23 protein-coding genes are annotated in these 22692 nt (G+C 68.7%); 11 read left to right on the forward strand and 12 right to left on the reverse strand.

Annotated features, from left to right (window positions below):
* Positions 1 to 68: 68 nt before the first annotated feature.
* From glmS to H5J31_RS17860, 5 genes are read right to left on the reverse strand one after another with little or no spacing between them, the layout of a single operon-like run.
* Positions 69 to 1889 carry a glutamine--fructose-6-phosphate transaminase (isomerizing) gene (gene glmS / locus H5J31_RS17840; RefSeq protein WP_181773714.1) on the reverse strand — a complete coding sequence of 607 codons (1821 nt, stop codon included), beginning with the start codon at positions 1887 to 1889 and terminating at the stop codon, positions 69 to 71.
* Between the two features lie 56 nt (positions 1890 to 1945).
* Positions 1946 to 2218, reverse strand: a complete 273-nt coding sequence (locus tag H5J31_RS17845; RefSeq protein WP_181773715.1) for a hypothetical protein — start codon at positions 2216 to 2218, stop codon at positions 1946 to 1948.
* A 57-nt stretch (positions 2219 to 2275) separates the two neighbouring features.
* Positions 2276 to 3367, reverse strand: coding sequence for a M20 family metallopeptidase (locus H5J31_RS17850; protein WP_181773769.1), 1092 nt, complete (start codon positions 3365 to 3367; stop codon positions 2276 to 2278).
* A gap of 5 nt (positions 3368 to 3372) precedes the next feature.
* Complete coding sequence (locus H5J31_RS17855) at positions 3373 to 4683, reverse strand: glycosyltransferase family 2 protein (RefSeq protein ID WP_181773716.1); 1311 nt, start codon at positions 4681 to 4683, stop codon at positions 3373 to 3375.
* A 10-nt stretch (positions 4684 to 4693) separates the two neighbouring features.
* Positions 4694 to 4849, reverse strand: a complete 156-nt coding sequence (locus H5J31_RS17860; RefSeq protein WP_181773717.1) for a hypothetical protein — start codon at positions 4847 to 4849, stop codon at positions 4694 to 4696.
* 253 nt (positions 4850 to 5102) lie between these two features.
* On the opposite strand from H5J31_RS17860, the gene wecB reads away from it, so the two are divergent.
* The 4 genes from wecB to H5J31_RS17880 all read left to right on the forward strand — a co-directional run bounded on the left by wecB (position 5103) and on the right by H5J31_RS17880 (position 10272).
* A complete protein-coding gene (gene wecB, locus H5J31_RS17865) occupies positions 5103 to 6314 on the forward strand; it encodes a non-hydrolyzing UDP-N-acetylglucosamine 2-epimerase (protein WP_181773718.1) in 1212 nt (403 codons plus the stop codon).
* A gap of 4 nt (positions 6315 to 6318) precedes the next feature.
* Positions 6319 to 8052, forward strand: coding sequence for a DUF2334 domain-containing protein (locus tag H5J31_RS17870; RefSeq protein ID WP_181773719.1), 1734 nt, complete (start codon positions 6319 to 6321; stop codon positions 8050 to 8052).
* 9 nt (positions 8053 to 8061) lie between these two features.
* Complete coding sequence (locus H5J31_RS17875; protein ID WP_181773720.1) at positions 8062 to 9249, forward strand: cytochrome P450; 1188 nt, start codon at positions 8062 to 8064, stop codon at positions 9247 to 9249.
* Between the two features lie 234 nt (positions 9250 to 9483).
* Positions 9484 to 10272 carry an XRE family transcriptional regulator gene (locus H5J31_RS17880; protein WP_328701527.1) on the forward strand — a complete coding sequence of 263 codons (789 nt, stop codon included), beginning with the start codon at positions 9484 to 9486 and terminating at the stop codon, positions 10270 to 10272.
* Here H5J31_RS17880 and H5J31_RS17885 read toward each other — a convergent pair.
* The 3 genes from H5J31_RS17885 to H5J31_RS17895 all read right to left on the reverse strand — a co-directional run bounded on the left by H5J31_RS17885 (position 10259) and on the right by H5J31_RS17895 (position 13544).
* A complete protein-coding gene (locus H5J31_RS17885) occupies positions 10259 to 11032 on the reverse strand; it encodes a hypothetical protein (RefSeq protein ID WP_181773722.1) in 774 nt (257 codons plus the stop codon). The genes H5J31_RS17880 and H5J31_RS17885 overlap by 14 nt on opposite strands.
* Before the next feature lie 9 nt (positions 11033 to 11041).
* Positions 11042 to 11656 carry a papain-like cysteine protease family protein gene (locus tag H5J31_RS17890; protein WP_236005203.1) on the reverse strand — a complete coding sequence of 205 codons (615 nt, stop codon included), beginning with the start codon at positions 11654 to 11656 and terminating at the stop codon, positions 11042 to 11044.
* A 325-nt stretch (positions 11657 to 11981) separates the two neighbouring features.
* The gene (locus H5J31_RS17895; RefSeq protein WP_181773724.1) at positions 11982 to 13544 is read right to left on the reverse strand and encodes an adenylate/guanylate cyclase domain-containing protein; all 1563 of its coding nucleotides are present in this window, start codon (positions 13542 to 13544) and stop codon (positions 11982 to 11984) included.
* Between the two features lie 351 nt (positions 13545 to 13895).
* Here H5J31_RS17895 and H5J31_RS17900 point away from each other — a divergent pair, with 351 nt between their 5' ends.
* On the forward strand, positions 13896 to 14156 hold the full coding sequence (locus H5J31_RS17900) for a hypothetical protein (RefSeq protein ID WP_181773725.1): 261 nt from the start codon (positions 13896 to 13898) through the stop codon (positions 14154 to 14156).
* 36 nt (positions 14157 to 14192) lie between these two features.
* The gene (locus H5J31_RS17905) at positions 14193 to 14657 is read left to right on the forward strand and encodes a peroxiredoxin (protein ID WP_181773726.1); all 465 of its coding nucleotides are present in this window, start codon (positions 14193 to 14195) and stop codon (positions 14655 to 14657) included.
* Between the two features lie 3 nt (positions 14658 to 14660).
* Here the strand turns inward: H5J31_RS17905 and H5J31_RS17910 are convergent, their stop codons facing one another.
* A complete protein-coding gene (locus H5J31_RS17910) occupies positions 14661 to 15353 on the reverse strand; it encodes a MerR family transcriptional regulator (protein WP_181773727.1) in 693 nt (230 codons plus the stop codon).
* A 76-nt stretch (positions 15354 to 15429) separates the two neighbouring features.
* Here H5J31_RS17910 and H5J31_RS17915 point away from each other — a divergent pair, with 76 nt between their 5' ends.
* A complete protein-coding gene (locus H5J31_RS17915) occupies positions 15430 to 15891 on the forward strand; it encodes a DUF6194 family protein (protein WP_181773728.1) in 462 nt (153 codons plus the stop codon).
* A 105-nt stretch (positions 15892 to 15996) separates the two neighbouring features.
* Entirely contained in the window at positions 15997 to 17556 is a 1560-nt protein-coding gene (locus H5J31_RS17920; RefSeq protein WP_328701528.1) for a dolichyl-phosphate-mannose--protein mannosyltransferase, read from the forward strand.
* A 4-nt stretch (positions 17557 to 17560) separates the two neighbouring features.
* Here the strand turns inward: H5J31_RS17920 and H5J31_RS17925 are convergent, their stop codons facing one another.
* Positions 17561 to 18100, reverse strand: coding sequence for a putative immunity protein (locus H5J31_RS17925; protein WP_181773729.1), 540 nt, complete (start codon positions 18098 to 18100; stop codon positions 17561 to 17563).
* Between the two features lie 58 nt (positions 18101 to 18158).
* Here H5J31_RS17925 and H5J31_RS17930 point away from each other — a divergent pair, with 58 nt between their 5' ends.
* Positions 18159 to 18884 carry a TioE family transcriptional regulator gene (locus H5J31_RS17930; RefSeq protein WP_181773730.1) on the forward strand — a complete coding sequence of 242 codons (726 nt, stop codon included), beginning with the start codon at positions 18159 to 18161 and terminating at the stop codon, positions 18882 to 18884.
* Positions 18885 to 18920: 36 nt separating this feature from the next.
* Here H5J31_RS17930 and H5J31_RS17935 read toward each other — a convergent pair whose 3' ends face one another.
* Both H5J31_RS17935 and H5J31_RS17940 read right to left on the reverse strand, forming a co-directional pair.
* A complete protein-coding gene (locus H5J31_RS17935) occupies positions 18921 to 19346 on the reverse strand; it encodes a hypothetical protein (RefSeq protein ID WP_236005217.1) in 426 nt (141 codons plus the stop codon).
* A 2-nt stretch (positions 19347 to 19348) separates the two neighbouring features.
* The gene (locus H5J31_RS17940) at positions 19349 to 20560 is read right to left on the reverse strand and encodes a hypothetical protein (RefSeq protein WP_328701529.1); all 1212 of its coding nucleotides are present in this window, start codon (positions 20558 to 20560) and stop codon (positions 19349 to 19351) included.
* Between the two features lie 371 nt (positions 20561 to 20931).
* Between H5J31_RS17940 and H5J31_RS17945 the strand changes: the two genes are divergently transcribed.
* Positions 20932 to 22089 (forward strand): S1 family peptidase, encoded by a 1158-nt coding sequence (locus tag H5J31_RS17945; RefSeq protein WP_181773732.1) that lies wholly within the window; start codon positions 20932 to 20934, stop codon positions 22087 to 22089.
* A gap of 110 nt (positions 22090 to 22199) precedes the next feature.
* Positions 22200 to 22685 (forward strand): carboxymuconolactone decarboxylase family protein, encoded by a 486-nt coding sequence (locus tag H5J31_RS17950; RefSeq protein ID WP_181773733.1) that lies wholly within the window; start codon positions 22200 to 22202, stop codon positions 22683 to 22685.
* Positions 22686 to 22692 lie beyond the last annotated feature (7 nt).

Genomic DNA, 22692 nt, shown 5'->3' on the forward strand with positions numbered 1-22692 from the left:
GATGAGCGGCCGGCCGTCCGGCGACTTCACCGTCGGGTTGACCGAATAGGCGACCTTCGGCGACAGGGTCACTCCACGGTGACGGACTTCGCCAGGTTGCGCGGCTTGTCGATGTCGTGGCCGAGGATCAGCGCCGCGTGATAGGCCAGCAGCTGCAGCGGGATCGTCAGCAGGATCGGGTCGAGTTCCGGCTCAGAACGCGGGACGACGAACCGCGGCACGTCGAGATCCCCGAAGTCGACGTCCTCGTGGGTGATCGCCAGCACCGGCCCCTTGCGCGCTTTGATCTGCTGCACAGCGGCGAGGTTGCGGTCGGCGAGGTCGTCGGACGGCACGATCGCCACCGTCGGCAGCGACTCGTCGATCAGTGCGAGCGGACCGTGCTTGAGTTCGGAGGTCTGGTAGGCCTCCGCGTGCCGGTACGAGATCTCCTTGAACTTCTGCGCACCTTCCCGCGCCACCGGGAAGCCCCGGACGCGGCCGATGAAGAACAGGCTTCGCGCGTCCGCACAGGTCTTGGCGTGCTCCGCGATCGCGGACTCCGCCTCCACGATGGTCGCGACCTGCTTCGGCAGGGCGCGGATGGCGGCGACGATCCGCTGTCCGTCCGCATTGGACAGATCGCGGACCCGGCCCAGCGCCAGCGCGATCATCGCGAAACCGACGGCCATGTTGGTGAGCGCCTTCGTCGAGGCGACCGCGATCTCCGGCCCCGCGTGCAGGTACAGCCCACCTTCGCATGCCCGCGCGATCGTCGAGCCGACGACGTTGACGAGGCCGACCACCCGGCCGCCCTTGCGCTTGACCTCTTCGACCGCGAACGCGGTGTCCGCGGTCTCACCGGACTGGCTGACCGCGATGTAGAGGGTGTCCGCCTCGATGATCGGGTTGCGGTAACGGAATTCGGACGCGGCCTCCGCGTCGGCGGGCACCCGCGCCAGTTCCTCGATCATGGTCGCGCCGATCTGGCCCGCGTAATACGCCGAGCCACAACCGAGGATCTTCACTCGCGCGAAACCGCGCAGGTCACGGGGTGTCAGGTTCAGACCGTCCAAACGGGACACTCCGAACCGGTCGTCCAGCCGCCCCCGGATCATCCGCTCCAGGCATTCCGACTGCTCCTGGATCTCCTTGTACATGTAGTGCTGGTGACCCGCCAGATCGAGGTCGTCGGCCTGGATGTCGATCGCGGTCGCGGCTTTGCCGGTGTCGCTCTCGTCGACGGTGAAGGTGCGGTAGCCGGTGGCCGAGACGCTGGCGAACTCGCCGTCGTCCAGGTGCACCACCTGCGAGGTATGCCGGACCAGCGCGGACAGGTCACTGGCGACGAACATCTCCCGGTCGCCCACCCCGATGATCAACGGCGAACCGTTGCGCGCCACGACGACGCGGTCGGGATGTCCGGTGTCGGTCACCGCGATCGCGTACGTACCCGTGACACGGGAAACGGCCTCGACGACGGCGTCTTCGAGCGTCTTGGCGCTCGAACGCGCGATCAGGTGGGCGAGCACCTCGGTGTCGGTCTCCGACGTCAGGGTGACCCCGGCCTGGCCGAGCTGCTCGCGCAGGCTGTCGGCGTTGTCGATGATCCCGTTGTGCACCACGGAGATCCGGCCGTCCTCGGAGACGTGCGGATGCGCGTTCGCCTCGGTCGCCGGACCGTGCGTCGCCCACCGCGTATGCCCGATCCCGACCTTGCCCGCGAGCCGTTTGGGCAGCGCCGCCGTCAGATTCCGCACCCGCCCGACGATCCGGTGCACCTGGGCGCCCTTGGCCCCCAGGACGGAGATCCCGGCCGAGTCGTACCCGCGGTATTCGAGCCGCGTCAGCCCCTCGATCAGGATCGGGGCGGCGTTCTGACCGCCGATGTAGCCGACGATTCCGCACATGAAGAGTCAACCTCGCAAAGAAAGGACGGTGTCACGCGAATTCCGGGCGTGATCCGTCAGCCGTAGACGATGCGGCGCAGTTGCCGCTCGGACAGATCGGGAGGAGCGACGAGCCGCCGGGTCAGTTCCTCGGCGATCCGGGGGAAGATCTCGGGGTTCTTCCTGCCTTCGGCCTGCAACTGGGCATGCCGCGACCGGACGTACTGCTCGACCGGCTGCCGGTAGAACGCCAGGACGTCCTCGACGACGCGTGCCGCGATGGCCGTCGACAGACCCGTCGACAAGGCCACCTGCTCGACGATGTCCGCGTCCTCCACGCCACTCATCATGCACAGCGACGCCTCGAAACGCTAGTTCTTGCCCGAAATCGGGCAAGAACTAGCGTTTCATTCGCGGATCGCGGCGACGAGGCCGGTGACCAGGTTCGCTCGCTCGACCATAGAGTCGACCAACAGGTATTCGTGATCCGCGTGGGCGCCACCGCCGACGGCGCCCAGGCCGTCGAGGGTCGGCACGCCGATCGCGGCGGTGAAGTTGCCGTCGCTCCCGCCGCCGACGGCCACGCCCTCGACGCCGGGCAGCAGCCGTTCCGCGATGGCGAAGAGGCTCGCGGAGGCGGACTCAGGCATCGGCGGACGGTGGATCCCGCCGCTCACGGTGATCTTCGCCCCGATCAGGTGTGGGGTCAGCGCCGCGAAGGCCGCTTCGACGCGGTCCTTCTCGGCGGCGGACTCGACCCGGACGTCGACCACGATCGTCGCGGAGGCGGGGACGACGTTGCTCGCGGTTCCCGCCGTCGCGACGGCGGGGGTGACGGTCGTCCCGATCTCGGGCCTGCCGAGCGCCACGATGTCGAGCACCTGATGCGCGGCTTCGGTCAGCGCGTTGATCCCGGCCTCGGGTTCGAGTCCGGCGTGCGAGGCCCGGCCCGTGACGACCACCTCGAACGTGCCACAGCCCTTGCGGCCGATCTTGACGCCGCCCCCGTCCGCGGCGCCTTCGAAGACGAGCACCCTCCCGCAGACCCGGCCGCGTTCCTCGATGAGTGCCCGGGAAGCGTGCGACCCGATTTCCTCGTCGGCCGTCACCAGGATCTCGACGCCGGTCGGATCGTCGAGCGCCGACAGCCCGTGGATCGCCTGCACCAAGCCGCCGAGCATGTCGAACACGCCGGGCCCGGTCACCCGGCCGTCCTCGACCGTGAACGGGCGGCGGGCCAGCGTCCCGATCGGGAAGACGGTGTCGTGGTGCCCGAGGATCAGCACCCGCGGCTCACCTCCGCCGGACCAGCGGACCATCGGGCCCGCCACGCTTTCCACCAGGGTCGCCCGCCCGCCGAGCCGGTTCTCGATGATGGCGGCGACGGCCTCGGCCGACGTCGTCAGGGCTTCGATGTCCCCCGAGGGGGATTCGATCTCGACAAGGGTCCTGAGGTCTTCGAGCATCGCGTCCACGGTCACCCGGACACCTTCGCGCATGGTCGTCACCCCCGGATCGTCGCCCCGTCCGGCGTCGAGGAGTCCTCGCTCAGCCGTTCGGTCTTGGTCCAGCTGTTGCGCCGGGCCAGTACCCGGAACAGCGCCCGCCAGGTGGCGATCACGCCGAGAACCAGGAATCCCGGATAGAGCAGACCCGCGAGCAGACAACGGTGGAACGGCTCTTCTCCCAGTCGCAGCCGGTGCACGACCGCCCACACCACACCGGGGACCAGGAGCACGGCCACGCCGATCAAGGCCGCGCCCGGCAACGCCGACGGCGGCGCGATCAGCCCGCCGAGCGTGACGCCCGACCACGACGCGACGAGTGTGCCGGCGAACAACAACGAGACCACCAGGGACAACGGCACGGTCAGCCAAGGCGTCACGAGATAGGCCAGGAAATCCAGCAGACCGAAACTGCCCACGTGCCGAGAGGCCAGCAGTTCCCGCAAATGCCTCGCGCACTGCAGATTGCCTTGCGCCCACCGCGTGCGTTGCCGCAGGAGCCTGCGCAGATCGACGAGTCCCTGCTGGGTCACCCACGCCGATTTCACGTACCGCATCCGGATACCGGCGACATGCAGCCGTAAACCCAGTTCCAGGTCCTCCACCAGGCAGTCCGACCAGGGAGCCGGATCGAACCGGCGCAGGACACCGAGTCTGGTGAATTGCCCGTTACCGCCCATCCCGACGCTGCCCGCGAGATCGCGCAGGCTTTGCGACGCGTCGGCGACCGCGCCGAACTCCAGATCCTGCAGCAACGCCAAGAGGCTGCCCCGATTGTGAATGCGCACCCGGCATTGCACGGCCCCGACACCGCGATCGCCGAACACGTCGGCGACCTCGCGCAACATACCCGGGCTGCCACGGCCGTCGCCGTCGATGATGCCGACGATCGTCTTCTGCACGCTTCCTTCGGCTTCGCACAGCCGGAGGATGTAGCGATAGCCGGCGTTCAGGGCTTCCCCCTTGCCCTGGCGGGCATGAGGGAGATCACGGCGCAGGACGTGCAGGCGCGGGTCGTTCACCTGACGGAGGACGTCCGGGGTGCCGTCGTCCGAACCGTCGTCGATCACCAGGACGCGGACCGGATTCCGGCCGGTGCCCAGCGAAAGCGCGGTCCGGACGGTGTTGCCGACGACCCGTTCCTCGTTGAGCGCCGGGATCACGATCCAGAATTCGAGTCCCTCCCCGCGTGCGGCCACGGACCGGCGCGAGCGGCCGGTGCGCCACGCGAACGCCGCGAGCAGGATGTTGTGCGTCGGCCACCAGAGGAGCAACAGCATCATGGTCGCGCCGAACGCGGGATTCGCCATGAAAGCCGGTTCAGTTCTTCGAACGAAGATGCAGCGAACGCGCCATGAGGAGCAGGGCGATCGCCCCGATCACCATCGCGAGCACGATGCTCACCGACGCACCGGCCGCCGTCGCGCCGATTCCGAGCGCGGAGGCCTTGACCGGCCCCACCGAGACCATCGACATGTCTTTCCTTCGGATAATGGGCGCCACAAAACATCTACTCACAGTTTTCAAACCGTGAGTACCGGGTCACCCTGGGAAGCGATATTCAGCCGTTCGGGTGGGTACAGTACCCCGTTTGTGTTAACGTTCGCGGGCGACGATCCCCCGTAAAGGTGACCATCCGTACGTGATCCTCGCCTCACCTACCACTCCTTCGTGATTTCGACGACGAATTCACGCCGTATCCACCGCGAGACCCCGGAAGAAGGACCAGGTGCGTAACGCACAGCACAAGAGCGACACCCTGCCCGAAATCTGGCTGGTCGCGGGCACCCGGCCCGAAGCCGTGAAATTGGCTCCGGTGGCCCGGGCATTGTCCGCGGAGGGCCGCATGCGACCCGTGGTCATCGCCACCGGGCAGCATCCCGAAATGGTCGACCAGGCTTTGGCGACGTTCGGATTGACGCCGGATGAACGGTTGACGCTGAATCGGCGAACGGGTTCCCAGCCGGAGCTTCTTTCCGGCCTTTTGACCGGTTTGGAAGAAGTGGCCGAACGGCGACCGCCCGCGGCCGTGGTGGTCCAGGGCGACACGACGACAACTTTGGCCGGAGCACTGGCGGCGTTCTGGCGCCGCGTTCCCGTCGTGCACCTCGAAGCGGGTCTGCGCTCGTTCGACATGGGCGCGCCGTTCCCCGAAGAACTCAACCGGAAACTCGTGACGCAGGCGGCCGCGCTCCACCTCGCCCCCACTCCTGACGCCGCCGCCAACCTGCGCGTGGAGGGCGTCCCGGACGCCGACGTCCTCGTCGCCGGGAACACCGTCGTCGACGCGATCCTCACGGTGACGGACAAATCCACCACCTTGCACGACCCCGAGCTGGCGACGGTGATCGAGAACGCCACGCGCGGAGCGGTCAAACTGATGTTGGTCACCCTCCATCGCCGGGAATCCTGGGGAGAGCCGATGCGCCGGGTTCTGCGCGCGGTGGCCGAATTGCTGGACTCGGACCCCGAACTGCGGGTCGTGCTCCCCGCGCATCCGAACCCGGAGGTGCGCGGCCTGGTCCGTGAGGAACTGGGTGGGAACCCGGGCGTGCTGATCACCGGTCCGCTGCCCTACACCGAACTGGCGGCGACGCTGGCCGCCAGCACGCTGGTCCTCTCCGATTCCGGCGGCATCCAGGAAGAGGCGCCGACCTTCGGGGTGCCGGTCCTGGTCCTGCGTGACGTCACCGAGCGCATGGAGGCCGTGAACGCCGGCTGCGCGCTGCTCGTCGGCACGGACGGCGAGCGGATCGTCTCCACCGCGAAGCGACTGCTGGACGATCCGGCCGCGCGCACGCGGATGATGAGCAACGGCAACCCTTTCGGCGACGGAGCGGCCGCGGAGCGGACCGAGCAGGCGATCGCGCATCTGCTGGGACTCGCCGCCGACCGGCCCGCCCCGTTCCGGCCCACCGCGAGCGATCTGGCCGAGGTCTGACCCGATGGCGAAGAACCAGGGCACGCAACGCTTTCGCCTGCCCGCCTGGCTGCGGCTCGCCGTGGTCGCGGTCGTCGCCGTCACCGTCGCCGTGATCGTCCTGGTGCGGGTCACCGCGACGAGTCCGGTCACGGCGTCGCCGCCGGCCACCCCGGTGTCGCTCGCCGGACGGCTGCCGGAGGCGGCCCGGGCCGGAGCGCCCGGGCCCGGAGGCGACCCGGCCCGGCAGACCCTCGTGCTCTACGACGACGGCCGGAAGGCCGACGGATCCGTTTCCCCGCCCGAAGAGGTCAAGTCGGCCGAGGCGTACGCGATGTTCACCGCGAACCTCGTTTCCCGTGGCACGGCTTGGAAAATGCAGCCCGCCGCCGACTACGCACCCCGGCAGGCGGAGCAGTTCCAGGCGATCGTCTACGTCGGCTCGGTCTACGACGCCCGGCTGCCCAAGGCCTTCCTCGTCGATGTCGCGGCCGCCCGTGTCCCGGTCGTCTGGATCGGCGCCAACATCTGGCAGTTGCATGCGGGCACGGGCAAGGCGGCGGGCGGCCCCGGCTGGCGCGCGGAGGGGTATCGAGGCGACAACCCCACCACCGTCACCTACAAGGGCACGCCCCTGCGCCGTGATCCCCGGTCCGGCACGGGCGTCGTCGCGATCGACGTCCGCGATCGGACGAAGGTCCAGATCCTGGCGGAGGCGAGCGCACCCGGCGGTACCCCGTCCCCCTGGGCCGTCCACTCAGGACAGTTGACCTATGTGGCGGAAGTGCCTTACGCCTACGCGGAAGCACAGGATCGCTACCTCGCCATGGCCGACATCCTGCTGGGCGCCCTGTCGCCGAAGGCACCGGACCGCCACCGCGCGCTGATCCGGCTCGAAGACGTTGGCCCGCGCACGAAGCCGGAAGAGCTGCGCCGGGTCACGGACTTCCTCATCCAGCAACGGATCCCGTTCTCCCTTGCGGTATACCCGTACTACTCGGATCCGCAGGGCCGGGCGAACAACGGGAGCCCGACGTCCGCGCGTCTCGTGGACTCGCCGGAACTCGTCGGCGTGCTCAAGGAGGCCGTGCAGGCGGGCGCGACGCTGATCATGCACGGCTACAGCCATCAGAGCGACAGCGGCCCGAACCCGTACGACGGGGTGAGCGCGAGCGATTTCGAGTTCTACAAGGCGAGCGTCGACGGCAACGGAGTCGTCCACATGGACGGGCCGATGCCGGAGGATTCCCCGCAGTGGTTCGAGCAGCGCATCGCGACCGGGCTCGGCGAGTTCCGGCGGGTCGGCCTCCCCGAGCCGACGATGTTCGAATTCCCGCACTACGGCGGTTCGGCCGTGGACTACCAGCTGACGACCAAGATGTTCCAGGCCCGGTACGACCGCGGCAGTTACTACGCCGGTTTCTGCCCGGGCGGCCGGTGCGGCGCGGCCGGCGCGGCGACGTCGGAACAGGTGTACGGCCAGTTCTTCCCGTACCCGGTGCGCGACGTCTACGGCGCGAACGTCGTCCCCGAGAACATCGGGAACGTGGCGCCGATCGCGTTCAACCAGCATTCCGCCCGCACCGCGGTCGACATGCTCGCCGATGCCCAGAGCGCGCTCGTCGTCCGAGACAACGTCGCCAGCTTCTTCTACCACCCGTTCCTCGGTGAGGGCGGCTTGCGCGATCTCGTGAACTCGCTGCGGGCGCTGGGATACCGCTTCACCACACCGGCGGAAGTCCTCGCCGACCAGGCCTAGGATCGGGTGATGCTCGAGAACCTGCTGGACCCGGAGATCAGGGCCGACCCGTATCCCTTCTACCGGCAGGTGTTCGACAGCGGCCCCGTGCTGAAGGTGAACGACGGGTTCTTCGTGGTGAGCGGCTTCGAGGAGGCCACCGCGCTGCTGCGCAACGCCGCGTTCGGCCGTCCGGATCCCGAGGTGCTGCCGGACCCGGACGAGTACGAACCGGTGGACGACCAGGGCCGGGTGGTCCGTTCGTTCCTCGCGCTCAACCCGCCCGACCACACGCGGCTGCGGCGGCTGGTCTCCAAGGCGTTCACGCCGAGGATGATCGAGCGACTCGCCCCGCGGATCGAAGACCTGGCGAAGGAACTCGTCGCGAAAGCCGTCGAGATGGGCGAATTCGACCTGATGGACGAGATCGCGCGGCCGCTGCCGGTCGTCGTCATCAGCGAGATGCTCGGCGTGCCGCTGGCCGACCGCGGCCGGTTCGAGGACTGGTCGCACGCCATGGGCCGGGCACTCGACCCGTCGTTCCTCATCGCGCAGGAGACGGTGACCGCGGCGGTCGCCGCCCGGCGCGAGTTCGTCGCCTACTTCCGTGAACTGGCCAAGGAACGGCGGAAGCGGCCGACCGGCGATCTGTTCTCCGATCTGGTGTCGGTGTCCGACGAGGGCGACCGCCTCAGCGAGGGCGAACTGGTGATCACCGCGATGCTGCTCCTGGTAGCCGGGCACGAGACGACGACCAACCTGATCGGCAACGGGATCCTGGCGCTGCTGAACCACCCGGAGCAGTTCCGTGCGCTGGCGCAGGACCGGTCGAAGATCCCGAACGCGGTCGAGGAGATGCTCCGGTACGACTCCCCCGTCCAGCTGACCACGCGGACCGCGTTGCGTGACGCCACTATCGGCGAGGAGACCGTCGGCGAAGGCGCGCAAGCGGTCGTGCTGCTGGGAGCGGCCAACCGCGACCCCCGCGCGAACGAGGCCCCGGACCGGTTCGACGTCGGCCGTCCGTCGCCGAAGCATCTCGCACTCGGCCAAGGCATCCACTACTGCCTCGGCGCTCCGCTGGCACGACTGGAAGGGCGGGCGTTGTTCGGGGCCCTGCTCGCAACCGGCCGGGACTTCCGCCGCGCCTCGGAGCCGGTCTGGGCGAAGCAGGTGACGTTGCGAGGCCTCGCGAACCTCCGGCTCGCCTTCGCCTGACCGGCGGAAAGTCCGGTTCTCGACCTTAGACGGTTGCCGTCCGCCGCCGAACTGCGCATGCTGTGCGCCATCCGGCGGTCATAGGGGTGTCATATGCACCAGCAACGCAAGGAGATCGGCACAGCGAACCCGGTCAGGCCCGGGCCTTTCCATCGGGCGCTTTCCGAGGCGGTGGAGCATCGCGGGCTTTCGTTGTCCCGGATCAGAGCGCATCTGGCGGCACGGGGTGTTTCCGTGGCCGAGTCGACCCTGAGCTACTGGCAACGCGGGCTCCGGCACCCGTCGACGCCCAAATCACTCGACGTCGTCCGCGCGCTCGAAGCGGTGCTGGGCCTCGCACCCGACAGTCTGGTCGTGCTGATCGGCCCGCAACGACGGGAGAGCGACCGCAGGCCCTCGTTGCCGGAACTGCGGCAAAGCTGGACGGAAACCTGCTCACTCCTGGACGAGCTGAACGACGCGACCGGCGCCGTGGGCAACGCGAAGCTCGACGTCGTGACCGTCGTCGACGTGCTGACCATGACAGCGGAAGGCCGGATCGTGGAGATCACCTCGACCATGGTCGTCCGGGCCCGGGAAACCGGAGCGGACGGCTTCGTGGTGACCCATCAGGACGAGCCAGGAACGGATATGGAGGCCACCACGGTCGTCGCCACCGACGGCTGCCGGAGAGGGAGAGTGCGAAGAAGCACCTCCTCGCCGGGCATGGTGTTCGAGCTCCTTTTCGACCGGGGTCTGACCGAGGGGGAAACACACACCTTCGCCTTCACTCTGCACTTGGCCGCGTCGGTCCGTTCGACCTGTTTCCACCGCACAGTGCGCTCTCGCATGTCCGCCTATCTTCTCCGGCTGCGTTTCGACGCCGGCGCGATCCCGGCCCGCTGTGTCAAAACCGTCCGGGAGCGCGAAGACCTTCCCGCGGTGGTCAGCGAACCGCTGTTCTGCGGTCCGGGGGCGACGGTCAGCGCGTATTTCGAGGACCTCGGCGTCGGGATCGCCGGGATCGACCTCATCTGGGAGTGAGCCGGCGCTTCCGCCGGACCAGGAACACCACGAGGGCGAGCACGGCCACTCCCCCGGCGATCGACGCGGCCGTGATCGCCACGGGCGACCCGCTGTCGACGGGCCGCGGACCGGTCTGGGCGAAGCCGATTCCTTGGTTGCGCTGATAGTCCGAACCGGGCATCTTGTCGCCGTACCGGTCGTGCACGTTCCGCTGGTACTCGGCGAGAGGGACGGACTTTCCCACCGGTGACTGGGGAAGGCTCGCCTGCAGGAGCACCACGTCCTGGGCGCCGAGGTCGTACCAGCCGTTGATCTGCGGTTCGTTGAGCAGCACCGAACCAGGCCGGAGCCGTGCGCTCAGGGTCTCCTCGTCGTTCCCGGAGAACACCCCGGCCGCGACCCATTTCCCCGGTCCTTCCGGCATCGCCTGCAGCGTGGCCTTCTGACCGGAATCGGCGGTGGCTGTCACGGCGACGGAACTCAGGGTGCCGGCTGGGACTTCGGCGATGCCGCGGACGAAATCGGGATTGAGGGTGTAGACCACCACTCCCTTCCCGCTCATCGTGATCCGCTGCGGTTCGATGCGGTCGACCTGCCGGAAGTTCGATTTCGCGAGGCCGATCGCACCCGGCTCACCGGCGACGCGCACGGCGGCGGCGAGATCGTCGGCCGAGGGCGGGACGACTCCTTCGCTCGCCGCGGCGGGCAGCGTGGCGGGCAAGAGCGCCGCGACGGCCAACACGAGGGAACCGGAGAACTTCCGGCAGATCCTGGTCATGACCGCGTGTCAGCCCTTCCGGATGTTGACGATGGTGTCGTTCCAGGTGTGCTGGGCGTTGCGGCGGTACTGGTTGTAGTTCCAGGTCTTGTACCGCGGGGAGGTCGCCCACGGGTCACCGACCATGATGGACTGGCTGGCGGTGTCGTAGCCGTAGATCACCTGCGCGTGGCCACCGCCCGACGTCCAGTAGATCCCCGTCAGGTTCAGGATCCCGGCGTCGACCTGGCTGACGACCGAGGTGAAGCTGATGGGTCCGCGCGCGTCCTGTGAGGAGAAGCCGGTGCCCTGGAACCCGCGGATGATCTCGGGGATCTGAGCCGGCTGGTTCGGGCAGTACCCGGCCTGCGTTCCCTTGCCCGCGGCGCAGAACTGGGCCTGCGTGGCGGTGCCACCCAGCGAGCGTTCGATGCTGGAACCGTCCGCCGCCCAGCACCACTGGTTGTACTGCTGAACCTGCTGGGTGTAGTTCAACTGCTTGGAGGCCGCGGAGGCGGCGAGAGTGGTCGCGTTGCCCGCTACGGGGGCGATCTCGCGCACCTGGGTGTGGGTCTCGGTCTTGATCAGGCCGATGGGCCGTTCGCCGTCCGCGCCGGGCTGTGCGAGGGCGGCGGCGGGCACCATGCTCAGCGCGAAGACGGCGGCACCGGTCGCCAGTGCGGCCCGGGTCACCCGCCGGCTCGATAGGCTCTTCACAGATGTCTCCTTTGACATGGGGATGGGGAGAGGCACACGCGGCCGGAAATGGTGCTGCCGGCCGAGATCACCGTGCGCCGCCCCGCCCTCGGGGACAACGCCCTCGCACGACGTCAAGGAAACGCTGTGATCGTTCACAGGGAGCGCGTCGGCGAGAGAGCCAGGAAATCGCGGGCCCGCGGCAGGAAGACGCGCGGTCGTCGCGCAAGATTCACTGCCCGTTCACAAGCGCTGTGAATCCGCCACCAAAGGTTCAGGGACGCGGGGTCGCGAGCGTCGTGGGGCGGGCGCGGCCGCGCAGGGTCACGTCCTCCGTCGCCGCCCACTGGACGGCCTCGGTCTCGGCCGCCGACTCGACCGCGGTCCAGGACGCGAGCAAACGGGCTTCGACGTTCTTCGCGAGTTCGGTCAGCCGGGCGGCCTCGTTGACCGGGTCGCCGATCACCGTGTACTCGAACCGGCGCGGGTCGCCGACGTTCCCGGCCACCACCTCACCGGTCGCGACGCCGATCCCGGCCGGGCACTCCGGTACCTCCGCGGCCAGCCTGCGCGAAATCGCGCGGCCCGCGGCGAGCGCGAGGGTCGCGTGGTCCTCGAGACGTACCGGGGCGCCGAAGATCGCCAACGCGGCATCACCGACGAATTTGTTGACCAGCCCGTGATTCCGGTCGACCTCGTCGACCACCACGGCGAAGAACCGGTTGAGCAGGCCGACGACCTCCTCGGGCGGACGGCTCGCGGCCAGCGCCGTCGAACCGATGAGATCGACGAACAGCACCGACACCGTCCGCACGGTGCCACCGAGTTCGGCCGAGGTGCGCATCGCCTCGATCGCGACGTCCTCGCCGACATGCCTGCCGAACAGGTCGCGCAAACGTTCTCGTTCGGCCAGACCGGCGGTCATCCCGTTGAAACCGGCCTGCAGCAGACCGAGTTCGGTGCCGTCGTAGACCGGGATCTCCACGTCGAAATCGCCGGCCCGGACCCGGCCCAGCGCGTCCTGCACCGACCGGATCGGGTTCACCACGGCACGGGCGGTGAACACCGTCACCAGCAGACCGAAGCAGAGCACCACCAGGCCGAGAGCGATGACCGAGATGGCGAGCTTCGTGGTCGACACGTCGCCGCGCACCCACGCCAGGATCGCCGTGACCACCAGCCCGGCGACCGGCACCCCGGTGCCGAGGCACCAGAACAACAACATCCGCAGATTGACCCCGCCGCTGAGCGGCCGCGCGGGAGCGGTGCCCGCCAGCGCCAGGGCCGCGTACGGCCGCAGGATGAACTCCCCGGCCAGATACGCGATCGCGCAGACGACGACGCCGGCGAACCCGACGACGAGCATCTCGGTCAGCACGACCCTCGGCTGCACCAACGCGGTCAGCACACCGAACACCACGGTCGCGATACCCCACAGCACCGCCTGCACCAGCGTCAGGCGCAAGGGGACACGCAGGCTCGCCGCACGCTCGGCGTCGGTCGGCGTCCTCCCGTCCGCAGCCCAGCGCAACGTGCGCAGCGCGCCCCGGGTACCCCACAGCGCACCCACGACGACCGCCGAGACCACATAGACCGGCACCGCGATCGCGGTGACCCGGACGAGGTCGCCGGACATGCCGGGCGCGGGCATGAGCAGTGCCGCCAGCCCGACCACGACCAGCGCGCCGATGACGTTCGTCGCGATCAGCGTGCCGGTGAGCAGCCCCTGGACGCGACGGCGCAATACGGCCGCGTCCTGGTCCAGCGGCCCGAGCAGCCAGGAGCCGAACGGCCCTTGCCCGCGGTCCTGAGCGGAGGAGTTCTTGACTGGTCGCACCGGTTCCCGCCGTTCACCCTGTTTGAGTGAACGACTGTACACCGAAACCGGCGTGGACGATCACCGGAGGCCGGACGCGATTCGCGTGTTCGAGGGGACGGCGCACGTGATTGGCTGGACGGCACGTGTGATTGGACGGACGGCACGCGTGTCGTCCGTCCAATCACACGTGCCGTCCGTCGGATCACGCGTGTCGTCCACGCGGTCACGCGAACCCACCGACTCGGTCCGACCTCACGGTGCCGGTCCCGATCAGCCGCCGGGATGGCGTCGATGTTACGACGGACGGCGGCCCCGGAACCGCCCATGCGGCAGGCGATCCGAGGAGCGGTGCGAGCCTAGCGTGGGGTCATGAGGAAAATCCTGCTCGCGCTGCTCGGCGCGGCCACCGTCCTGGGCACGATCGCCACTCCGGCTTCCGCCTCGGCGAGCGCGCTGGAGACCAGGGAATTCGTCGGGAACGGGTCCAGCGACTTCGGCCTCGCGCTCATCTACGCCCGCCAAGACGCCAGAAGACAGGCGGACCGGGCCGGATTCGCCGACTGCGAAGAGTATTTCAAGCTGATCATCTCCCCGTATGAGGCGACCGTCTTCTGGCGGTGCACCCGCTGAACCAATCCGGGACCGGTCCGGCTCCGAAAGCCGGGTATGGAACGAGGAGATACCGTCCCGGACTTCACCCTGCCCGACGACCAGGGCCAGGACCGCACACTGTCGGACTTCCTGTCGACCGGCCCCGTCGTGCTGTTCTTCTACCCCGCCGCGATGACCGGCGGCTGCACCGCCGAGAGCTGCCATTTCCGCGACCTGGCCGCGGAATTCGGCGAGGTCGGCGCCCACCGCGTCGGGATCAGCCCCGACGGGATCACCAAACAGCGCGAATTCTCTTCCCGGAACGGCTTCGACTACCCACTCCTGTCCGATGTGGACGGTGCCGTCGCCAAACAGCTCGGCGTCTGGCGCAAGTTCCTGCCGTTGCACACGAAGCGGCACACCTTCGTCATCGACACCGACCGCAAGGTGCTCGAAGTGATCAAGAGTGAACTCAAGTTCGAGGTCCACGCCGACAAGGCACTCGCCGCGCTGCGCGAACGCTCGTCCAAGGACGCCTGAGCCTCACTCATTTTCGGAGAGCACGGCGGAGAGGGCGGCGGCGCCGTCGAGCAGTGCCCGCGAGCGGGTCGTGATGGCGCCGTCGCGGGCGGCCAGCGCGGTGGCGACGTCCTCGATCCGGCGGGATCGGCGCAGTTCCGGCATCAGCGCGCGAAGCGGCTCGACGCGGTAGCCGGCCAGTCGCAGCTGCTGCACGATCCGCGCGTCCCCCACCTGGGCCGGCGTGTACCGCCGCGTTCCCCGCGCCGGGTCGCGGTCCGGGACGACGAGCCGCTCGGCGTCCCAGTGCCGCAGCGTCGACGGTCGCACGCCGAGCGCGGTGGCGAGTTCGGAGACGCTCATCGAGTCCGAACCGCGTACGTCCTCGATCGGCTCATGCGAGATCACGCGGACGGCTTCCCTGGCGTGCCGCAGATCCGCGCGCTCCGCGTCGAGTCCGGCGTGGGCCGCGTCGAGGAGGGCGAGCACCTCGGCGAGTGGGTCCCGATGCGCGGCGCGGACGATCTTCCTGGCCTCGACCGGACCGACGGCCGCGGCGAACGCGCGGTACGCCAGCGCGGACCTGACGTGGGTCTCCCCGTAATCGCGGTAGCCCGACGGCGTACGCGCCGCCGGTGGCAGCACGCCGTCGCGTTCGAGGTTGCGCACCTGCTGGACCGAATACCCCGCCCGCCGTGCGACCTCCGCCGTCCGCATTTGAGACTTTCCACCGTCCTGACCTGGTAAACCGCGTCAAACTCTCTATAAGCACTTTAATGCGACGCTGGAGCACATGACCATCGAAGAGATCATCGGCTTCGTGTCCGGCCTCGACGGCGTCCTGGCCCTGACCCCGGCACCCGGCGACGAATGGCCGGAGCTCAGCTGGGGCGACGCGTTCTTCTACTACTCGCCCGACGGCGTCGTCCCGACGAACGTCCAGCCGTTCGCGACGATCGTGACCAAGAACTACCCCGGCGACGAAGCCTCACGCCTGGACCGGCCGGGCACCTTCCGCGTGAACATCCACGCCGGGAAGGAGGCGTTCGTCCGGGAGCTCGGCCGTACCCCTCGGGAAGCGGCCGAAACCGACATCGACCCCGGCGTCGCCGACACCGTGATCGCCCATCCCGTCTATGGGACCGCGGGCTGGCTGGCGGTGCTGAACCCGGCCGCCGAAACCGAGACGGTGACCCGCGAACTGCTCGAAACGGCTTACCGGCGGGCCCGGGCCCGCTACGAAAAACGCGGTTAGCCGACTGGTTGTCGTGAGTGATAAGGGCGGTTAGAACGACCCGAAACACTCACGACCCACCTAAGTAGGCGACTGATCGCGCCCCCGCACCTAAGATCGATTCCCGTGATCGCAACGCTGGCGCACGCCGAGCCGGACAGGGCCGTGACACCGCCGCCGTACTCGGATCGCGAGGCGACGCTGCTCGGCAGGCCGATGCCCGCCGATCGGCTGCGTGGCTGGCTGGTCACGCTGGCGCTGACGGTGATCGGCGGAGTGGTCCGGTTCCAGAACCTGGGTTTCCCGACCGACAAGGGCACCCCTGTCTTCGACGAGAAGTACTATGCCGCGCAGGCGTGGCAGATCCTGCGCAACGGCGGTTACGAGGACAACGCAGGTTACGAGTACATCGTCCACCCGCCGCTGGCGAAGCAGCTGATCGCGGCCGGTGAAGCGCTGTTCGGCTACAACGGCTGGGGCTGGCGGTTCGCGGCGGCGATCGCCGGGACGCTGATCGTGCTGCTGACCATCCGGATCGCCCGCAGGCTCACCCGGTCGACGTTGCTCGGCGGGATCGCGGGCGTCCTGGTCATCTGTGACGGCGTGCTGCATCTGCAGTCCAGGATGTCGATGCTGGACATCTTCATCGCGCTGTTCGTGGTGGCCGCGTTCGCCTGTCTGCTGGCCGACCGCGACCAGGTCCGGACGCGGCTCGCCATCGCGGTGCGGGACGGCTGGGTCGGCGAATCCCCTTACGGGCCAAGGCTCGGCTTCCGGTGGTGGCGGTTCGGCGCCGGACTGATGATCGGGCTCGCGTTCGCGGTCAAATGGTCGGGGCTCTATCACCTGGCCGCGTTCGGCCTGCTCTGCGTGGCCTTCGACGTCGCCGCCCGTCGCGCGGCCGGAGTCCGGCGGCCGTGGGTCGGCACCATCGTCCGCGATGTCGCGCCCGCGTTGTGGGCGTTCGTCGGGATCGCCTTCCTGATGTACCTCGGCAGCTGGTGGGCGTGGTTCGCGAGCGAGACCGGCACCGACCGCAATTACGTCGCGATCAAGGAGATCGCCCCGGGCTTCTTCGGCTGGATCCCGCCCGCGCTGCGGTCCTTGGGCGACTACTCGATGAACGTGCTGCAGTTCCACGAAACGCTGCTCACGCCCAAGGATCAGCCGCATCCGTGGGAATCGAAGCCGTGGACGTGGCCGATGGGGCTGCGGCCGATGCTCTACTACTACGAATCCGGCGACGCGGCGGCAGGCTGCGGCGGGCCGGGTTGTGTCCGCGCGACGATGCTGATCGGCACGCCGGCGATGTGGTGGCTCGCGTTGCCGATGCTCGCCTGGGGACTGTGGCGGTGGATCTTCCGCGCGGACTGGCGGTACGCGGCCGTGCTGACCGGCTACCTGGCCGGTCTGCTGCCGTGGTTCCTCAACCTCGACAGGCAGATGTACTTCTTCTACGCCACGACGTTGGCGCCGTTCCTGATCCTCGGGCTGACACTCGCGCTGGGCCAGATCCTCGGAAGCGCGAACCGCGGTTTCGAACGCAGAGGCACCGGCCTGGCGGTGGTCTCGTTGTACGTGGGCCTCGTGGTCGCCAACTTCCTTTGGCTGTGGCCGATCCTCAACGGCGACCCGATCACCGGCGAGCATTGGCAGACCGAACTTTGGCTGCCTTCCTGGCATTGACCGGTCAGGCGCGTCGCAACGACGCGTCCAGGATCCGCAGCAACTCGCCCGCCCGGCGGCCACCACCGGGGGCGTCCGGGTAACGCCTCAGGACGCTCACGACGACAGGGCTTGCCAGGTCGCGCGCCTTCTCGATGTACTCGACGCCGACGTCGGGGTCGTCACCGGCGTCGAGTTCGAAGGCGCGGGCGGCGTCCGCCGCCGAACCGAGGATGTGCGGGACCTGGGTGGCCTTCGCCAGTGGGTGCAGGTAGGCGGCCCCTCCCGCGTGACCGGCCGCGCGCGCTGCCTCGAAAGCGGCTTCGCGACCCTCTTCGCGAGCCGTTTTCGCCGCCCGGTGCGCCGCCAGCGCGGTCACCCTCAACGCCTGCGTGCGCTTGCCCCCGGCCGCGAACGCGCGTGCCTCGTCGAGCACGGCCCGCGGGCGAGGGTCCTCCGGATAGTGGCGTTCGAAGATCGCCAGAGCGGGCCCGGCGCAGGCCACGGCGAAGGTCGTGACCTCGCGAAGTTCCGCCAGGTCGAGTTCGATCGTCGCGTTCGTCATCCACCAGACGGTATCGTTGAACCGCCGGTTGGCACTTAACCGCGACAATGGCAGGACGATGGGGCGAAACCTTCAAACCGGCAGACAGCTCAGGCCGGTCGATCTGGCCCGCGAGCACGGGCTGTCCACCCAGGCGATCCGCAATTACGAGGCGGACGGCATCCTGCCCGAAGCCGAACGCAGCCCGCACGGATACCGCGCCTACACCTCGCTGCACGCCCAGGCTTTGCGCGCTTTCCTCGCCCTGATGCCCGGACACGGCCACGCGACGGCGACGTCGATCATGCAGGCGGTCAACCGGGAAGCGATCGAGGACGCGCTCCGGCTCATCGACGAGAGCCACGTCCAACTGCTCGACGACCGCGCCACGCTCCAAGCCGTCACGGCCGCGCTTCGCGACCTCCAACCCGTGCCGCAGGAACGCGGTGACCTGTTCGTCGGCCCCCTGTCCAGGAAACTCGGCATCCGCCCGGCGACCTTGCGGAAATGGGAGCGCGCCGGGCTGCTCCGGCCGGAACGCGACCGGCGGACGGGCTATCGCGTCTACACCGCGGCCGACGTCCGCGACGCCAAGCTGACCCACCAGCTACGGCGGGGCGGCTACCTGCTGCGGCAGATCGCGCCGCTGATCGACCAGGTCCGCTCGGCGGGAGGCGTCGAGCCACTCGAAGCGATGCTGCACGACTGGCACGCACGGCTTTCGGCCAGAAGCCGTTCCCTGCTCTCCGGCGCCGCCGCCCTGGACGCTTACCTCGACCTGCGAACCTTTAAAGTTAGGATTTAAGCCTTACGTACCGCTCGGCTTCTCCGGCGAACGCGCTCAGAGCGGTTCGAGGTAGGTCCGGTCGTCCCACTCGTCGTCTTCGTCGTCGGCGCGGGAGGCTCGGGAGACTCGGGTGCGTGATGGCTCCAGAGCCGGGGCGGCCAGATCCCGCAGTTCGGCGACGGCGGAATCGACGTCCAGCGCGGCGAGTTCGGCGAACCGCTGCTCCAGCCCGGCCTGGGCTCCGGTGGCGAGTTGCCGCCGCTGCTCGGCGGGCAGCGCGTCGATGAGGTTCCGCAATCCCCGCGCGTCCTGGACGAACTCTTCCAGCACCGGGCGATGAGCCAGCAGTTCACTCGGCCGCCGCCGTCCGGCGAGGACCTCTCCGGCGAAGTCGCCTGCCGCCCCGCCGGTCGCCGCCAGCAGGCGCATCATCGTCGTCCGGACGCGGTCACCCTGATCCGATTCGAACGGATTGTGCATCGTCACAGCAGAACCTCCTTGCCCAAGCCCAATCCGGGACATTGGGCATCGCGGTGCCGATAGCTTTCCGGCCATTGCGGCGGCTCACCCATGGAGAAGGTGCTCTTCAGCAGATCCTCGATCGCGTCCTCGCGCGCGAACTGGTGCGCCAGCCCGAGCAGCGCGCTGATCGCCGTCTGCGCGAGGCTGACGACCTCGTTGAAGGACGCCACCAGGTGCAGGAGCGCCAGGAGATCGCCGTCCATCACGAATTCCTTGAGGTTCTTCCATCGGCTGAATTCGGTGATGGCCTTGGCGATCAGGTCGGCCAGCTTGACCCCGCGCTTGACCGCGAGGCTCTGTCCCTCGGTGAGGATCAGCAGCGCGATGTCGATCGCCGCGCTGTAGAAATGACGGATGTCCTGCATCAGGTGATAGGCGATCCGCGCCAGCGCCTGGATGGCCAGGCCCGCGCCGCGGAAGTACTGCGCCAATTGGAGAACGCTGGCGCGGTAGACCGTCAGCCAGTTCTTGGCCCGGTCCGCGGCCTCCCCGACCCAGGGACGCTCGATGCCGAAGCGACCCTGGTTGATGTTGGCCGCGATGTTCTCGAGCCCCGCCGCGGCGTCGGCGTAGAGCACCGCCTGCGCCTGCAGCACACTCCAGTCGCCGGCGAGTGCCTCGGCGATCATGGTGATGAAGTCCTTCTCGGCACCGGTGAGCGTCTGGATCAGCTCGGCGAGGTCGCCCAGGGTGCCGCCGAGGTCGAGAAGCTCCTCGGCCGCCTCCTCCACCTTGACCGGCCACCAGTCGGGGTTTTCGATCTGTGCCGGGTCCGGTCCTCCGTATCCGACGGGGACGGCGTCACGGAATACCGCCGCCGTGGCGGGGTCGCGCACTTCGCCCACCGGCACCGGCGGCGCGTCGGGCTCCGGATTGAGCTGATCCAGCAGTTTCGCCTGCTCCAGGTCGATCTCGTCGTACCAGTGCGCCACACACCGCAGCTGGTGGCCGACCTGCCCGCCGAGGTCGGCCGCGAAACGGGACTGACTCAGGGCGTTGCGCTGCCATTCATCGAGTTTCGGCCAGGCGTTGGCCAGGAACCCTTCACCGTTCTCCGTGTCGAAGCCGCCCCCGCCGGAGATCAGGCGATCGAACCACCGGCGGTAGCTGTCAGCACCCGCCCCCGCCCGCAGCACCAGCTCGCCGAGAGCGCGAACCGCGTCCGGCTCCACGAAGAATCCTTGACCTGCCGACATCCGCCGCCCCTCGCACGCTGGAAAGTACCCCTTCGACGTCCACTGAGCTTGACAGGTTGCCGCCAGATGTCACATCACCCGAACGGAGTACTGCCCCGTGGTCTCCTTTTCGCCGGGATGACACCTTTCGGTCAATGACACATATGCGCGGTCGAATACACGCGCCGATCCCATTTCGCATACGAAAGTAGGCCGCTTTCGCCGAACCTACTTTCGGCGCTACGGCGCGATAACCGGGCACTCGTAATCTGCGTCACGTCGCGATGAACCGGCCGCGTCCCTGCGATTTCCGAAAACTCCCCCGTCCCGGCCGGTTCGTCATTCCCTCCTTATCGAAGGAAATTCGCATGCGAATTCGCGGACCCGTCATGCTCACCTTGTTCAGCGCCTGTGTCGGTCTCGGTGCCTTCACCGCCCCGGCCACCGCCGCGCCCACCGGCTACGACCAGACGATGCTCGAGACGCTCGCCGACCAGCTGCGGGTCAGCCCGCTCCAGGCCGCGCAGAAACTGGATCACGAGAAGGCGCTGATCTCGTCTCTGGACAGCATCAGATCGCGTGGCCTCCACATCGACGGCGCGTACTTCGACGACGCCGGTGCCCTCGTCGTGAACACGCCCGACGCCGGAGCCGCGCGGGCCGTCCGTTCCGCCGGGCTGACGGCGCGCACCGGCGCCCTCGGCGAGAACGCGCTGAACACGTTGTCCGCCACCGTCGGCAAGGTGATCGGCGCCGACGTCACGCAGGTGCAGTCCTGGGGCCCGGAACTCGCGGCGGACAAGGTCGTCGTCACCGTTCAGCCCGGTGCCGACGCCGAACTCGTCAACCGGCTCTCGGCGCTTTCCGGCGTGACCGTCCGAACAGGACCCGCCCTCGGCAACAGTACGCAGGCGGACGTCATCCCCGGCCAGATCATGGACCTCGACCCCGGCACGAACTGCTCCCTGGGCTTCCCCGGCACCACCAGCGACGGTGACAACGTGCTGCTCACCGCCGGGCACTGCGTCGAAGGGAACCCCGACATCCTCAACCGCAACGGTGTGCACATCGGCCGAGGCGTCGCGACCGAGTTCCCCTCGACCGACATGGGCCTGATGGACATCGACGACGAGGACACCGGCCGCGGCTACGTGGACACCCGCAAGGGCACCACGGTCCGGATCACCGGCAGCTCGAAGGCTCCGGTCGGCACCACGCTGTGCAAGGCGGGCAACACCACCGGCTGGACCTGCGGCAAGATCACCGCCTACAACCAGACCGTCCGCTACAGCGGGGAAAGCGTCGCCACCAGCGGCCTGGCCAAGTCCACCGTCTGCACCGAGGGCGGCGACAGCGGCGGCGCCTACATCGCCGGGAACACCGCGCAGGGTATGACCTCGGGCGGGCCCAACGACGGGCACGACTGCGGCTACAACCAGGGCTCCAACGCCACCGGCTCGTACTCCTACTACCAGCCTGTCGTGGACGCGGCGAACACCTACGGGGTCACGCTGACCCGCTCCTGAACGAACGAGCGGCGGTGGCGGGTTTCCCCGCCACCGCCGCTTTTCCGTGATGTCACAACGGCGGGACCGCCGGTGTCTCTTGTCCGTCAAGCCAACGAGAGGAACACCTGATGTCCACCGAGCTCAAATCACGGATGCCCAACCCCGTCGACTTCGTCCCCGACGTGATCACGATCGCGCAGGCGCTGAACAAGACCATCCAGGACGGCCCTGTCCCCCGGATCACCATCGGCCTGATGCACCTGCGGGCGGGACAGCTTCTCGGCAGCACGTATTTCACCATCGGGCAGACCGGCATCCTCCGCGCGGCCGGCGAAACGGAGGAACGCATCACCGCCGTCGCGACCTGGCAGGACTCCCCTCATTTCACCGAGGCGGAGCGGGCCGCGCTGGAACTCCTGGAAGCCGTCCTCACCCCGAACCCGGCCGGGGAGCGCGTCTCCGACGAGGTGTACGCCCGGGCGGCCGCGCAGTACGACGACAAGGCGCTCTGGTCGCTCGTCATGGCGATTTCGTACATCAACTACTTCGCCCCGGCCGCGCTGGTCGCCAAGCCGATCCCCGGCAAGGCGCCCGGGCAGAACTACACGCCGTAGCGAGGGG

The organism is Amycolatopsis pittospori, assembly GCF_013870525.1.
Classification (GTDB): Bacteria; Actinomycetota; Actinomycetes; order Mycobacteriales; family Pseudonocardiaceae; genus Amycolatopsis; species Amycolatopsis pittospori.

Coding starts and splice junctions, on each gene's coding strand:
- glmS (WP_181773714.1), bottom strand. CDS start 1,889: ATGTGCGGAATCGTCGGCTACATCGGCGGTCAGAACGCCGCCCCGATC.
- H5J31_RS17935 (WP_236005217.1), bottom strand. CDS start 19,346: ATGCACAATCCGTTCGAATCGGATCAGGGTGACCGCGTCCGGACGACG.
- H5J31_RS17900 (WP_181773725.1), top strand. CDS start 13,896: ATGAGGAAAATCCTGCTCGCGCTGCTCGGCGCGGCCACCGTCCTGGGC.
- H5J31_RS17850 (WP_181773769.1), bottom strand. CDS start 3,367: ATGCGCGAAGGTGTCCGGGTGACCGTGGACGCGATGCTCGAAGACCTC.
- H5J31_RS17860 (WP_181773717.1), bottom strand. CDS start 4,849: ATGTCGATGGTCTCGGTGGGGCCGGTCAAGGCCTCCGCGCTCGGAATC.
- H5J31_RS17945 (WP_181773732.1), top strand. CDS start 20,932: ATGCGAATTCGCGGACCCGTCATGCTCACCTTGTTCAGCGCCTGTGTC.
- H5J31_RS17915 (WP_181773728.1), top strand. CDS start 15,430: ATGACCATCGAAGAGATCATCGGCTTCGTGTCCGGCCTCGACGGCGTC.
- H5J31_RS17910 (WP_181773727.1), bottom strand. CDS start 15,353: ATGCGGACGGCGGAGGTCGCACGGCGGGCGGGGTATTCGGTCCAGCAG.
- H5J31_RS17930 (WP_181773730.1), top strand. CDS start 18,159: ATGGGGCGAAACCTTCAAACCGGCAGACAGCTCAGGCCGGTCGATCTG.
- H5J31_RS17885 (WP_181773722.1), bottom strand. CDS start 11,032: ATGACCAGGATCTGCCGGAAGTTCTCCGGTTCCCTCGTGTTGGCCGTC.
- H5J31_RS17855 (WP_181773716.1), bottom strand. CDS start 4,683: ATGGCGAATCCCGCGTTCGGCGCGACCATGATGCTGTTGCTCCTCTGG.
- H5J31_RS17845 (WP_181773715.1), bottom strand. CDS start 2,218: ATGATGAGTGGCGTGGAGGACGCGGACATCGTCGAGCAGGTGGCCTTG.
- H5J31_RS17925 (WP_181773729.1), bottom strand. CDS start 18,100: ATGACGAACGCGACGATCGAACTCGACCTGGCGGAACTTCGCGAGGTC.
- H5J31_RS17905 (WP_181773726.1), top strand. CDS start 14,193: ATGGAACGAGGAGATACCGTCCCGGACTTCACCCTGCCCGACGACCAG.
- H5J31_RS17950 (WP_181773733.1), top strand. CDS start 22,200: ATGTCCACCGAGCTCAAATCACGGATGCCCAACCCCGTCGACTTCGTC.
- H5J31_RS17875 (WP_181773720.1), top strand. CDS start 8,062: ATGCTCGAGAACCTGCTGGACCCGGAGATCAGGGCCGACCCGTATCCC.
- H5J31_RS17890 (WP_236005203.1), bottom strand. CDS start 11,656: ATGGTGCCCGCCGCCGCCCTCGCACAGCCCGGCGCGGACGGCGAACGG.
- H5J31_RS17870 (WP_181773719.1), top strand. CDS start 6,319: ATGGCGAAGAACCAGGGCACGCAACGCTTTCGCCTGCCCGCCTGGCTG.